Origin of the sequence: Streptomyces sp. NPDC003023, assembly GCF_042888225.1 — a bacterium.
Taxonomy (GTDB): domain Bacteria; phylum Actinomycetota; class Actinomycetes; order Streptomycetales; family Streptomycetaceae; genus Streptomyces.
In genome coordinates this window covers 521,386-534,709 of record NZ_JBIAPL010000002.1, presented here as the reverse complement: position 1 = coordinate 534,709, position 13,324 = coordinate 521,386, and the positions used below count along the sequence as shown (strand labels likewise).

Annotated in this window: 11 protein-coding genes; 7 read left to right on the top strand and 4 right to left on the bottom strand. The window is 73.6% G+C overall.

What is annotated here, in order from left to right; genetic code table 11:
* Positions 1 to 221: 221 nt before the first annotated feature.
* From ACFYV1_RS10665 to ACFYV1_RS10635, 7 genes are all read left to right on the top strand, one after another.
* Positions 222 to 1,247, top strand: a complete 1,026-nt coding sequence (locus tag ACFYV1_RS10665; protein ID WP_389395062.1) for an ADP-ribosylglycohydrolase family protein — start codon at positions 222 to 224, stop codon at positions 1,245 to 1,247.
* A 233-nt stretch (positions 1,248 to 1,480) separates the two neighbouring features.
* Positions 1,481 to 2,980 (top strand): ADP-ribosylglycohydrolase family protein, encoded by a 1,500-nt coding sequence (locus ACFYV1_RS10660; RefSeq protein ID WP_389395284.1) that lies wholly within the window; start codon positions 1,481 to 1,483, stop codon positions 2,978 to 2,980.
* Between the two features lie 56 nt (positions 2,981 to 3,036).
* Complete coding sequence (locus ACFYV1_RS10655) at positions 3,037 to 4,239, top strand: ADP-ribosylglycohydrolase family protein (protein ID WP_389395061.1); 1,203 nt, start codon at positions 3,037 to 3,039, stop codon at positions 4,237 to 4,239.
* Positions 4,236 to 5,771 carry an ADP-ribosylglycohydrolase family protein gene (locus ACFYV1_RS10650; RefSeq protein WP_389395060.1) on the top strand — a complete coding sequence of 512 codons (1,536 nt, stop codon included), beginning with the start codon at positions 4,236 to 4,238 and terminating at the stop codon, positions 5,769 to 5,771. The genes ACFYV1_RS10655 and ACFYV1_RS10650 overlap by 4 nt, the downstream gene beginning before the upstream one ends.
* On the top strand, positions 5,768 to 6,655 hold the full coding sequence (rbsK, locus tag ACFYV1_RS10645) for a ribokinase (RefSeq protein WP_389395059.1): 888 nt from the start codon (positions 5,768 to 5,770) through the stop codon (positions 6,653 to 6,655). Before ACFYV1_RS10650 ends, rbsK begins: the two co-directional genes overlap by 4 nt.
* Positions 6,652 to 7,857 (top strand): CaiB/BaiF CoA transferase family protein, encoded by a 1,206-nt coding sequence (locus ACFYV1_RS10640; protein ID WP_389395058.1) that lies wholly within the window; start codon positions 6,652 to 6,654, stop codon positions 7,855 to 7,857. Before rbsK ends, ACFYV1_RS10640 begins: the two co-directional genes overlap by 4 nt.
* Positions 7,854 to 8,654: an HpcH/HpaI aldolase/citrate lyase family protein gene (locus ACFYV1_RS10635; protein WP_389395057.1), complete on the top strand. Its 801-nt coding sequence runs from the start codon at positions 7,854 to 7,856 to the stop codon at positions 8,652 to 8,654. Before ACFYV1_RS10640 ends, ACFYV1_RS10635 begins: the two co-directional genes overlap by 4 nt.
* Before the next feature lie 316 nt (positions 8,655 to 8,970).
* On the opposite strand, the gene lgt is transcribed toward ACFYV1_RS10635, so the two are convergent.
* From lgt to trpB, 4 genes are all read right to left on the bottom strand, one after another.
* Complete coding sequence (gene lgt / locus ACFYV1_RS10630) at positions 8,971 to 9,990, bottom strand: prolipoprotein diacylglyceryl transferase (protein ID WP_389395056.1); 1,020 nt, start codon at positions 9,988 to 9,990, stop codon at positions 8,971 to 8,973.
* A 153-nt stretch (positions 9,991 to 10,143) separates the two neighbouring features.
* Entirely contained in the window at positions 10,144 to 10,983 is an 840-nt protein-coding gene (locus tag ACFYV1_RS10625; RefSeq protein ID WP_389395055.1) for a DsbA family protein, read from the bottom strand.
* Positions 10,984 to 11,046: 63 nt separating this feature from the next.
* Positions 11,047 to 11,862, bottom strand: coding sequence for a tryptophan synthase subunit alpha (gene trpA, locus ACFYV1_RS10620; RefSeq protein WP_389395054.1), 816 nt, complete (start codon positions 11,860 to 11,862; stop codon positions 11,047 to 11,049).
* Entirely contained in the window at positions 11,859 to 13,151 is a 1,293-nt protein-coding gene (trpB, locus tag ACFYV1_RS10615) for a tryptophan synthase subunit beta (protein ID WP_389395053.1), read from the bottom strand. The genes trpA and trpB overlap by 4 nt, the downstream gene beginning before the upstream one ends.
* Positions 13,152 to 13,324 lie beyond the last annotated feature (173 nt).

Below are 13,324 nucleotides of genomic sequence, written 5' to 3'. Positions count from 1 at the left end.
AAGGCCCCGGTTTCCCGGCAGCGGAGGTCCGGTCGGCCCGGCTCCCTCCACGTCCTCGAAGATACGCGGATTGTAAGGGGCGTACCAGCAAGGCAGGCTTTACTTACCTGACCCCCCGGCGATGGGCGAACCGGGTGACAGAAACGATTCACCGACTCGTTCCCCGCGGTCCGTGGCACAGATCCGGCAACCAAGGCTCGCGCGCGCGAATGGGGACCTTCATGCAAGTGCAGACAGCGCCCGGCCGCGTCCTTGCCGCCACCCTGCGCGACCGGGCCCGCGGCGCGCTCCTCGGCCTCGCGGTCGGCGACGCGCTCGGCGCACCCGCGGAGAACCTGCGACCCTCGGAGATCCGCCGCCGCTGGGGCCGTATCGAGGACTTCGTCAGCGACGACCCCGCGGGCACCGACGACACCGAGTACGCGATCTTCTCCGGCCTGCTGCTCGCCAGGCACGGCTCCGCGCTCACCGTCGCGCACGTCGAGTCGGCCTGGCACCGGTGGATCGCCGACCTGGACGAAGGGCCGTTCCGTGGGGCGGGGTTCAGTGAGCGCGGCACTCTCGAGAACCTCCGCAGGGGCCTCGCCGCCCCGATCTCCGCCCAGCACCGGCACGCCTGGAGCGACGGTCTCGCGATGCGGGCGGCGCCCTTCGGCGTCTTCGCGGCCGGCCGGCCCGCGGAAGCGGCCCGACTGGTGACGATCGACGGCAGCGTCAGCCACGACGGCGAGGGAATCCACGGCGGCCGGGCCGTGGCGGCCGGGGTGGCCGCGGCGATGGGCGGCGCCGGGCCGGCCGGGGTGATCGGCGCCGCGCTGTCCGTCGTCCCCATGGACTCCTGGACCGCCCGCTCCATGCGCCGCGCGGTCGTCGCGGCGGGGCGCACCCACCCCGATGCCCTGTCCATGGAGCGCGCGGTCCGCTCGGCGGTCGTCATCGGCGGCTACCCGTGGACGGACCTGGCACCGGAGGCGGTCGGCCTCGCGTTCGGCGCGTTCGCGGCCGCGCGGGGCGACTTCCGTACGTCGGTGCTGACCGCCGTCAACATGGGCCGCGACGCCGACACCACCGCGGCGGTCGCGGGAGCCCTGGCGGGCGCCGTCGCCGGGGCGGGGGCCGTCCCGGCGAAGTGGGCCGCGGCGATCGGCCCGGTCCGCGGCAGCTGCCTCCCCTCGATGCGCGGCCATCACGTCCTGGACATCGCCGACCTGCTGAGCCCCGACGAGGACCCGAGGGGCGCGCTGTGAGGCCGGCTGCGGCCCGCGGCGCCCCCGACCCGGAGCACACCCCGGCACCGCGCCCCACCACCCCGGCCGTGCAACGCGACCAGGAGCAGGAGCCCGGTCCACGCCTCCGCCGTACGGGGCCGGCGGGAGAGGTCACCGAACGGACAGCCCGCTCCCGTGCCACCGGTACCGGAGCGGAGACGCCCACGACGCCCCTCGATCAGGGGGCCACCGAGACGCCGCGTGTCCGCCGGTTGATCGTCCCGGCGGCGACGCAGGCGGCACCCGCCCGTCCGACCGCTGCGGCGGGAGCCGGCCGGGGCACGACGACGGCCGGTGCGCGCGGCGGCGCGGCCCCGGTCGCGGCTGTGGCCGTGAGCGCGTGTGGGGTGGTGGAGGGCGCAGCCCGCGGTGGCACGGAACGGGCCGGGTCGTGCGAGGCGGGCCTCCCGGCGCGCGCGGGCGGGGCCCGCCGTGTCGAGGGACTCCTCCTCGGGCTGGCCGCCGGAGACGCGGCCGGGTGGCCCGCGGCCAGGCACCGGGCCGCGCGCATGCCCGAGTGGACCCGGCGTCTGACCCGCGAACTCGACACCTTCGCCGAGCAGAACGCCACGACCACCCTCCCCGTCCCGATCGCGCTCAACCAGCCGCCGGAACCCCTCAGGCTCGGTCCTTCCGACGACGCGGAGTGGGCGGCGTTCACAGCGCAGACCGTGCTCACGGCCGCGGGGGAACGGTTTTCGCACCTCCCGCCCGGCCGCCGGACGCGGGCCGCGATCGACCTGGCCTGGAACTCCCTCGCCGGCGAGGTCGCGGCGGCCGCGGCACGCGCCCCCGAGGTCGAGTCCGCCGTGCTTCCCCTGCGGGCACGGATCTCCGTACGCGCGGGGCTCGGCAACCTGGCCACCGGCCTGCGCCCGCCGGCCACCGGCCACGACAACCCGCACTACTTCGACGACGCCGCCTGTGTACGGGCCGCCGTGCTCGCCTCCGTACACCCCGGCGATCCGGGCGCCGCCGCCGCGCTCGCCGAGTTCGACGCGCGGTACACGCAGGACGGCGACGGGGTACACGGCGCCCGTGCCATGGCCGCCGCCGTTGCCGCCGCGCTCGGCGGCGCGGCCGTGGACGACGCCGTCGACGCCGCGCTCGCCGAGCTCCCGGAGGCCACCGAGATCGGCCGCAACGCGCACCACGCCGTCAGGCTCGCCCGGGAGGCGGCGGGGGCGTTCGAGCTCGTGCCGCTGCTCGAGCACCAGATCGTCGATCACGTCTACAGCTACGGCATCGCCGCCGCGGAGACCGTGCCGGTCGCGCTCGCCGTAGCCACCGCCGCCCGCGGCAGGGTCGCGGAAGCGGTGCCCGCCGCCGTCTGCCTCTCGCGCGTCGCCGACTCCGCACCAGCCCTGGCGGGAGCACTGACGGGGGCGCTCGGCGCCGGACCGGTCCCCGTCTCCTGGCGCGACGCCTGCCGTACCCTCGCCGGCTGCGCGCTTCCCCGCCTCGCCGGGATCGACCTGGTGGAGCTCGCCGCACTGCTCGAGGCGGCGCTGCCCGCAGGTGCCGGCCACCGAACGCCGCGCGCGGCACTGCTCTCGGTCGTGCCGCACGAAACGCCGGTCGAAACGCCGGAGGAAACGCCGGTCGAAACGCCGCACGAGACGTCTCAGGAAACACCGTCCGCGGCAGCGCTCGGAGCCGCGCCGCATGCCTCGGCCGGGCGGGCGTCCGGCCTGCCACGGAGCGCCGACTAGCCGAAACCCTGCGCGGGGTCCGCCGAACACGACCGCCCCAGGTGGACAATTCGGGCATGACGACCACTACGGCGGCGACGAACAAGGCGGCGGAAACGGCGGCCACCCCGACACTTCTCCTCGACGACCGAATCACCGGCAGCCTGGTCGGAGCAGCTGTCGGTGACGCTCTCGGCGGTCCCGTCGAGGGCTACACGCCCGATCAGATCCTGGAGCGCCACGGCGGAAGGGTCACCGGAGTCGTCGGCCCCTGGCACGGCGACAAGTGGCGCACCGCCCGCCCCATCGCCCCGTACCACAAGGGCGACGGCCACATCACCGACGACACCCTCATGACGCATGCGCTGATCGGGGTGTACGCCACGGTCCGCGACCACCTGGACGCCTACGCCATGGCCGACCACCTCGTCCCGGACCTGATCACCAATCCCCGCTGGATCCCGGAGCTGGAGGCCGAGGCCATCCCTCTGCAGCGCCTCTTCCTTGCGGAGAAGTGGCTCGTCGCCCGCCTGCACTACGGACACCACGACCCGCGGGAGGCGGGCACGGGCAACATCGTCAACTGCGGTGCGGCGATGTACATGGCGCCGGTGGGCCTGGTGAACGCGGCCAATCCCGCCGCCGCCTACGCCGAGGCCGTCGACATCGCCGGCGCGCACCAGTCCTCGTACGGGAGGGAGGCGGCCGGGGTGTTCGCGGCGGCCGTCGCCGCGGCCTGCCTGCCGGGCGCCACGCCCGAGTCGGTGGTGGAGAGCGCGATGGCACTGGCGAAGGACGGCACACAGGCGGCGATCGAGTCGGTGGCCGAAGCGGCCTCGCGGCACGAGGACTTCGAGTCGGCGCTGGTGCCGCTGCGGGCGGCGGTCGCCCCCTTCGACACGGTCGGACCGGACTACCGCGCCCCGTCCCTGGGCGCCCGCCGGCCCTCCCGCCTGCACTCGATCGAGGAGCTCCCGATCGCGCTCGGCATGCTGCTCGTGTGCGGCGGCGACTACCGCCGTACGGTCCTGGCGTCCGTCAACTACGGCCGGGACTGCGACTCGATCGCGACGATGGCGGGGGCGTTGGCGGGCGCCCTGAGCGGCGAGGCCGCCGTACCGAAGGAGTGGGCGGAGCGGGTCGCGGCGGCGAGCCGTGTCGATCTGCACGCGCCGGCGGCCGAACTGACGGCGGTGGCTCGTGAGATCCACGTCCGTGACGTCGAGTGCCGCAGGGCCCACGAGACGGCGTTCGCCGCACTGACCGACACCGCGCGATGACCGGGCCGCTGCGTCTGACATGGGTGCAGCCGGAGGACCTGATCGGCCATGAACTGCGCCAGGCCGAGGAGGACGGCAGGGACGTGTCGGCCTTGCGCGACCGCTGGCTGGCGGCGGGCGGCGCCCCCGCACCGGCGCGCGCGGGTGCCTCGCCCGAGCCCGCGTCGCCGGCGCTGCGCGCGCTGGCGGACACTCTGCTGGCCGAACTGGACGCACTGCCCTCCCCCTTGACGGCCGACGAGCCCACGTCGCTGCCCGCGATCATGGCTGTCGGCGCCGCCTGGTCGGCACCGGGTTCCGGCGGGCGCGCACTGTCCGGGACGGGCGCACCCGTACCCGCACCCGCACCCGCACCCGCACCCGCGACCACGGGCACGGGCACGGGCACGGCCACTCCGGCGCCTGCCGTTCCCGCTCCGCCGGAGCCGGCGGCGGCAGCGGCAGCGGCAGCGGCGGTTGCAACGGCGGCGGTCCCGGTGGCGAAGGACGCGTTGCACGCCGCCTGGCTCGGCCGTGCCGTCGGATGCCTGCTCGGCAAGCCCGTCGAGAAGCTGCCGCTGCACGCGATCCGCGCCCTCGCCCGCGCCACCGGCAACTGGCCCCTCACCACCTGGTTCACCGCCAAGGGACTGCCCGGCGAACTCGCCGCCGCGCATCCCTGGAACCGGCGCAGCGCCCCGAACTCCCTCGCCGAGAACATCGACGGCATGCCGGAGGACGACGACCTCAACTACCCGCTGCTCGGGCTGCTGCTCCTCCAGCGTCACGGCAGAGGTTTCACCACCGCCGACGTCGCCCGGCTGTGGCTGGACGAGCTGCCCGCGGGGCGGACGTTCACCGCGGAGCGCGTCGCCTACCGCAACCTGCTCCACGGCATCGAGCCGCCGGCTACCGCATCCCGCCGAAACCCGTTCCGCGAGTGGATCGGCGCCGCCATCCGCGCCGACGTCCACGGCTGGACCAATCCCGGCTCCCCCGCCGGTGCCGCAGCCCAGGCGTACCGGGACGCGACGCTCACCCACACCGCGAACGGGGTGTACGGCGCCATGTTCACCGCGGCCGCCGTCGCCGCCGCGGCCGGTGGCACCGTGGACGTGCACGGGGCGATCGCCGCCGGTCTCACCGTCGTCCCGCCCCGCTCCCGCTACGCCTCGGCCGTGCGTCTCGGCATCGAGGCAGCCCGCACCCATGCCGACTTCGCCGACGCCGTCGACAGCATCCACCGCGCGTACGACGGGTACCACTGGGTCCACGTCCTGCCCAACGCCGCGCTGCTCGTCGCCGCCCTCACCCACGCCGACGGCGACTTCACCGGCTCCGTCTGCCGCGCCGTGTCCGGCGGGCTCGACACCGACTCGAACGGCGCGACGGCCGGTTCGCTCGCGGGTCTGCTGGCCGGACACCCGAGCGCCCTGCCCGACCGCTGGACCGCCCCGTTGAAGAACCGGCTCGCCACCTCGGTCGCCGGGTTCGACGGTGTCGGCTTCGACACTCTCGCCCACCTCACGTTCAAGGAGGCCTTCCGCCCATGACCGGCATCGTGGTGCTCGGCAGCACCAACATGGACCTCGTCGCCTTCGTCGCCCACGCGCCCAAGCGCGGGGAGACCGTCACGGGACGCGAATTCCGTACGGTCCCCGGCGGCAAGGGCGCCAACCAGGCCGTCGCCGCGGCCCGTGCCGGCGGTGAGGTCTCGATGATCGGAGCTGTCGGCTCCGACACGTTCGGCCCGCAGCTGCGCCATACGCTCGAGTCCTCCGGCGTCGACACCGACCTCCTCAGAACCGCCGAAGGCCCCTCCGGTACGGCGCACATCGTCGTCGACGACGACGGGAGCAACGCCATCGTCGTGATCCCCGGCGCCAACGGCACCGTCACCGGCCTCGCCCCCGGGGAGGAGGCCCTCATCGCCACCGGTGACACGCTGCTCCTCCAGCTCGAACTCCCCCTCAGCGCCGTGCTCGACGGGGCGGAGGCCGCACGCAGGCACGGGGTGCGGACGGTCCTCACCCCCTCCCCCGCGCAGCCGCTGCCACCGGAACTCCTCGCCGCCACCGACCTCCTGGTCCCCAACGAGCACGAGGCCGCCACCCTCACCGGCATCGCCGATCCGCGCGCCGCGGCGCTGGAACTGCTGCGTCAGGTGCCCGAGGTCGTGATCACCCTCGGCTCGGCAGGCTGTCTGTACGCCGCCCGTGACGCCGAGCCGGTCACCGTCCCCGCTCCGTCCGTGACCGCCGTGGACACCACCGCGGCGGGCGACACCTTCGTCGGGGCCCTCGCCGTTGCTCTCGGCGAGAAGAGACCGGTCGCGCGAAGCCTGGCCTGGGCGTGCGCGGCCGCCGCCCTGTCCGTCCAGCGTCCGGGGGCGTCCTCCTCCATGCCGTACCGCACAGAGATCGACGCCGCCTCATGAACACTTCGCCGTCCGCCCCGCCGCCGCTGCGGGGCCTGCGTGTCCTCGACCTCGCGACCCTCTTCGCCGGTCCGCTGTGCGCCACGATGCTCGGCGACTTCGGCGCCGAGGTCATCAAGGTGGAGCACCCGACCCGCCCCGACCCCTCACGCGGGCACGGTCCCGCCAAGGACGGCGTCGGCCTGTGGTGGAAGGTCCTCGGCCGCAACAAGCGCAACGTCACGCTCGACCTGTCCGCCCCCGGCGGGCGCGACACGCTGCTGCGCCTGGCGGCGACCGCGGACGTGGTCGTCGAGAACTTCCGTCCCGGCACCCTGGAGAAGTGGGGACTCGGCTGGGACGAACTGAGCAGGGCCAATCCCCGGCTGGTCCTCACCCGGATCACCGGCTTCGGTCAGTTCGGGCCGTACTCCCACCGGCCCGGTTTCGGCACGCTCGCCGAGGCGATGAGCGGCTTCGCCGCCGCCACCGGCGAACCCGAGGGCCCGCCCACTCTGCCGCCGTTCGGCCTCGCCGACTCCGTGGCCGCCCTCGCCTCCGCCTACGCCGTCATGACCGCACTCGCCGCCCGAGCCACCACCGGCCGCGGGCAGGTCGTCGACATGGCGATCATCGAACCGATCCTCTCGGTGCTCGGTCCTCAGGCGCTCTGGTACGACCAGCTCGGCTATGTCCAGCCGCGCACGGGCAACCGCTCACGCAACAACGCGCCGCGCAACATCTACCGCACCGCGGAGGGCAGTTGGCTCGCAGTCTCCACCTCCGCCCAGTCCGTCGCGGAACGCGTCGTGCGCCTCGTCGGCCGGCCCGAACTCGTGGACGAGCCCTGGTTCTCCAGCGGAAGCGGCCGTGCCGAACACGCCGACGACCTCGACGACGCCGTCGGCGGCTGGATCGCCCGCCGCACCCGCGACGAGGTGGTCTCCGCGTTCGAGAAGGCGGAGGCGGCGATCGCCCCCGTCTACGACATCCGCGACGTGGTCGACGACCCCCAGTACCGGGCGCTGGGCACCATCACCGAGGTCCCGGACGAGGAGCTCGGCCCGCTGCGTATGCAGAACGTCCTCTTCCGGCTGTCGGAGACCCCGGGCGGTATCCGGTGGGCGGGCCGCCCGCACGGCGCCGACACCGAAGAAGTCCTCGCCGAACTGGGCCTGACGCCCTCCGACATCACCGCTCTACGGACCCAAGGGGCACTATGACCATCCCCCTCACCTGGCTCTACGTCCCGGGCGACCGCCCCGAAGTCGTGCGCAAGGCCCTCGCCTCCGGCGCCGACATCGTCATCGTCGACCTGGAGGACGCCGTCGCCCAGGGGCGCAAGCCGTACGCCCTGGACGCAACCGTGGAACTGCTGTCGGTACCGCAGCCCGTCCCTGTCCATGTCCGCATCAACTCCCCCGAGGATCTCGAGGCCCTCGCGGAGCTGCCGGGCCTCGGTGCACTGCGTGTCCCCAAGGTCGCATACGCCACTGACATCCAGCAGCTCGCGGCCCGCGCCCCCGGGGTTCCGCTGTACCCGCTCATCGAGTCCGCGCTCGCCGTGGAGCACGCGTACGCGATCGCCACGGCGCACGAGTCCGTCGCCGGTATCGCGCTCGGCGAGTCCGATCTCCGCGCCGACCTCGGACTGCGCGGCGACGCCGGTCTGGACTGGCCACGCACCCGCACGGTGCTGGCGGCCCGCGCGGCGGGGCTCGCGCCGCCGCCGCAGTCGGTGTTCCCCGACATCCTCGACCTCGACGGCCTCTACGCCTCCTGCTCCCACGGCAGGTCCCTGGGCTTCCTGGGCCGTGCGGCCATCCACCCACGCCAACTGCCCGTCATCGAACGGGCCTTCCGGCCGACCGACGAGGAGATCGAGGCGGCCGAGGACATCGTGAAGGCCGCCGCGGCGGACGCGGGGGCGCTGGCACTGCCGGACGGCCGCTTCGTGGACGCGGCGGTGGTGGCGTCGGCCCGACGGACGCTGGCACTGGCGGAGCGGGAGGAGGTCTGAGCGGTGCGGGCGCCGCTGCACGGGGCGTGTTCCTCTCCCCGCCCCTTCCCGCCGCGCGGCGGGCTCCGCCCCTACACCCGGCGGCGTGGGAGGTACCCCCACCCGCACCCACGCGCCTCAAACGCAGACGAGGCCGAAGATGCCGCCGCGCGGCATATCCGGCCCGTCCGGGCGTCCCTCCCGCAGCCGCCAGGCCGTAGGAGGACATTGACGACACCGCCCGCAGGGCGGTACGGGTCCGGGGCCTGCCCCGGTTCTGGGAAGGGACGGGGAGGGGAACGGGCACGCCGCAGGCGTTACCCGGCCCCACCCAACGTCACGCCTTGCCCGTCGACTCCGCCGCGTCCGCGGCCTCCGCGGTCTCGGACTTCACCGTACCGGCACCGTCCCCGGCCCCGGTTCCGTCGTCGTCCGCATCCGACGCCGACTCCGAAGCAGCGTCCTCCTGCTCCGACCCGGCCCCGGACTCCGACCCGGCCCCGGACTCGGACTCGGCCCCGTCCTCGCTCTTCGACAGTCCCACCGTCGCCGGTTCCACGATCTCCTCACGCCCCGGCCGCAGCCGCGACGAGATCACGAAGTACACGACCGCCAGCACGAAGACCCCGATCGAGGTCCACACGTTCAGCCGCAGGCCGAGGACCTCGTGCGCCTCGTCGACGCGCATGTACTCGATCCAGCCGCGGCCCGTGCAGTAGGCGGCGACGTACAGGGCGAACACCCTGCCGTGGCCGAGCTTGAAGCGCCGGTCGGCCCAGATGACGAGCAGCGCGACGCCGATGCACCACAGGGACTCGTACAGGAACGTCGGGTGGTACAGGCCCGCCTCGCGGTTCGCGCCCTCGGTGATCCGCAGCGCCCAGGGCACGTCGGTCTCCCGGCCGTACAGCTCCTGGTTGAACCAGTTGCCCCAGCGGCCGATCGCCTGGGCGAAGGCGAGCCCGGGCGCGAGGGCGTCGGCCCACGCGGGCAGCGGGATGCCGCGGCGGCGACAGCCGATCCAGGCGCCGACCGCGCCCAGCGCGATCGCGCCCCAGATACCGAGGCCGCCCTCCCAGATCTTGAAGGCGTCGACCCAGTTCTCACCCTCGCTGAAGTACAGCTGGTAGTCGGTGATCACGTGGTAGAGCCGACCGCCGACGAGGCCGAACGGCACGGCCCAGACGGCGATGTCGGCGACCGTCCCGGCCTTGCCGCCGCGGGCGATCCAACGCTTGTTGCCGTACCAGACGGCTACGAAGACGCCGATGATGATGCAGAACGCGTAGCCGCGCAGCGGAAGCGGTCCGAGGTGGATCACTCCGGTCGACGGGCTGGGAATGTAGGCGATGTCCATGGCAGGACCGACGCTACCCTGCCGGGCGGGACCGACGGCAACCCGCCCGGCAACGTATGGGTAACGAGCCCGGCTCCGGTGCCGGTTCCGGGACCGTCCGGGACGCTGCTTCCCGGACCGGCCGGGACGCCGGTCCGCCCCGCGCCCGGCCGGTCAGGAGGCCGGTGCTCCCGACGCCCCCGGCCTCTGGCTGCCCGGCGGCTTGTTCTCGTTGGCCTCCTTGACCCACTTCTTGAAGTTCGCGACGGAGATCTGCTCCTTGCCCTTCGTCGGGAAGATCGACTCGCCGTTGAGCAGCACGGTCGGGGTGCCGCGGAAGCCGCCCTTCTGGAACGCCGCGTTCGACTTGTCGACCCAGCTGTCGTGCTTTCCGTCCTCCACGCAGCTGCGGAACGCGGGCGTGTCGAGGCCCTCGACCTTGCCGGCGAGCTCGATCAGCCTGCCGTTGTCGGCGAAGGCGTCGTCCGGCTCCGGCGGCTGGTTCATGTAGAGCACGTCGTGGTACGGGGCGAACTTTCCGGCGTCCTGGGCACAGGCCGCCGCGTTGGCCGCACGCCGGGAGCCGCTGCCGCCCATGTTCCCGTCGATGATGGTGGCGAGGTGGTACTCGATCTTGATCTGGCCGGCCTTCTCCAGCTCGTGGATCGTGTCCCGCAGAGCGTTCTCGAACTGGGCGCAGGCCGGGCAGCGGAAGTCCTCCCACACGGTGAGGGTGGAGGGGGCGTCGGTCGCGCCGACCGGGATCGCGAGCTGCTCCTCGCCCTGCGCCCCGCTCGGCGCGAGCAGCGGCCCGGCTTCCGTGGCACCGCCGCCGCTGTCGTCGTCGCCGCTGTTGGCGGCGACGAGACCGGCGACCGCGGCCAGTCCGAGCACGCCCACGACGGCCGCCGCCACGATCAGGGTCCTGCGGCGCTTCTCACGTGCCTTGTCGCGCGCCCGCTCCTGCTGGAGTCGCTCGCGGGCGACCCGCTTTCGCTCTTGGTTCTCGCTCACACCCGGCAAACGAACCGGGGAGGCGTCCGCACGCCTCCCCGGTCCCTGTTCCACTCGTACGGGCTACGACTTCGCGCGTACACCCCTCGCGAGTTCGCCCGCCAGTTCCCGTACGGCCGCGACGGCCGCGTCGTCGTCGGGTGCGTCGAGCATCCGCTTGACGAACGCCGAGCCGACGATCACACCGTCGGCGAACTCCGCCACCTCCGCGGCCTGTGCGGGGTTGGACACGCCGAGCCCGACGCAGACCGGCAGGTCGGTCGTGGCCTTGGTGCGCCGCACCAGGTCCTGGGCCTGCTCGCCCACCGACTCACGGGTGCCGGTGACACCCATGAGCGAGGCCGCGTAGACGAAACCGGATCCCGCCTCAGTGATCCGGGCGAGGCGGGCGTCCTTGCTGCTCGGCGCGACGACGAAGACCGTGGCGAGGCCGTGCTTCCCGGCGTGCTCCCTCCACAGCCCGGCCTCCTCGACGGGCAGGTCGGGCAGGATGCACCCGGCGCCGCCCGCTTCAGCCAGCTCGGCGGTGAACCGCTCGACGCCGTAGCGGTCGATCGGGTTCCAGTACGTCATCACGAGGACCGGCTTGCCGGTGGCCCGGTGCGCCTCGCGGACCGTGCGCATCACGTCTGCGATCTTGACGCCGCCGCGCAGGGCGATGTCGTCGGCGGTCTGGATGACCGGCCCGTCGAGGACCGGGTCGCTGTGCGGCAGTCCGACCTCCACCACGTCGGCGCCGCCGTCGAACGCGGCCTTGACCGCTTCGATGCCGACGTCGACGGTGGGGAATCCGGCGGGCAGGTACGCGATGAGCGCGGCCCGGCCCTCGCTCCTCGCGGCCGCGAGGGTGGTGTCCAGCAGTTCGATGTTGCCGCTCACTTGGCGTCCCCCTGGATCTCGGCGGCGCCGTCGTCGGCGGAGGCGTCCGCCTCGACCTCGGCGTCGGTGTCGTACAGCCCGAAGTAGCGGGCGGCGGTGTCCATGTCCTTGTCGCCCCGGCCGGAGAGGTTGACCAGGATCAGTCCGTCCTTGCCGAGCTCACGGCCGACTTCGAGCGCACCGGCCAGCGCGTGCGCCGACTCGATGGCCGGGATGATGCCCTCGGTGCGGGACAGCAGCCGCAGTGCCTGCATCGCCGCGTCGTCGGTGACCGCGCGGTACTCGCCGCGGCCCGAGTCCTTCAGGTACGAGTGCTCGGGCCCGATGCCCGGGTAGTCCAGGCCGGCCGAGATCGAGTACGGCTCGGTGATCTGGCCCTCCTCGTCCTGCAGCACATAGGAGCGGGAACCGTGCAGGATGCCCGGCTCGCCCGCGGTCAGGGTCGCCGCGTGCTCCCCGGTCTCGATGCCGTGGCCGGCGGGCTCGCAGCCGACCAGCCGGACGCCGGCGTCGGGGATGAAGGCGTGGAACAGGCCGATCGCGTTCGATCCGCCGCCGACACACGCGACGGCCGCGTCGGGCAGCCGGCCGGCCCGCTCGAGGATCTGTCGCCTCGCCTCCACGCCGATGACGCGGTGGAAGTCGCGGACCATGGCCGGGAAGGGGTGCGGGCCCGCGACGGTGCCGAACAGGTAGTGCGTGCGGTCCACGTTGGCGACCCAGTCGCGGAACGCCTCGTTGATGGCGTCCTTGAGGGTGCGGCTGCCGGACTTCACCGCGACGACCTCGGCGCCGAGCATCCGCATCCGGGCGACGTTCAGCGCCTGGCGCTCGGTGTCGATCTCGCCCATGTAGATGGTGCATTCGAGGCCGAAGAGCGCGCAGGCGGTGGCAGTCGCCACGCCGTGCTGGCCCGCGCCGGTCTCCGCGATGACACGGGTCTTGCCCATCCGCCTGGTGAGAAGGGCCTGACCCAGCACGTTGTTGATCTTGTGCGAGCCGGTGTGGTTCAGATCCTCACGCTTGAGGAAGATGCGCGCACCGCCGGCGTGCTCGGCGAACCGGGAGACCTCGGTGAGCGCGCTGGGGCGGCCGGTGTAGTCGACCAACAGCTCGCCCAGCTCTGCGGCGAAGGCCGGGTCCGACTTGGCCTTGTCGTACTCGACCGCGACCTCGTCGACGGCGGCGACGAGGGCTTCGGGGATGAACTTGCCGCCGAACGCGCCGAAGTAGCCGTCCGAGTTGGGGACTTGACCCTGCGGGTCGGGGATGAAGTAGTCGCTGGACATGGCGACGGATCTCCTTGTCGGGGCGGTGCCCCGGGGTGGGTGGGTGTGAGGGACGCGGTGTGCGCGGGTCCGTTGCGCGGGTGTGTGTCCCACCCTCCCCCAGGCTCGGCGAGCATGCGTGGAGGTACCCCCCGCGGCGCCGTGCGCAGCCGGAGTGCGTCCCGAACCGTGAT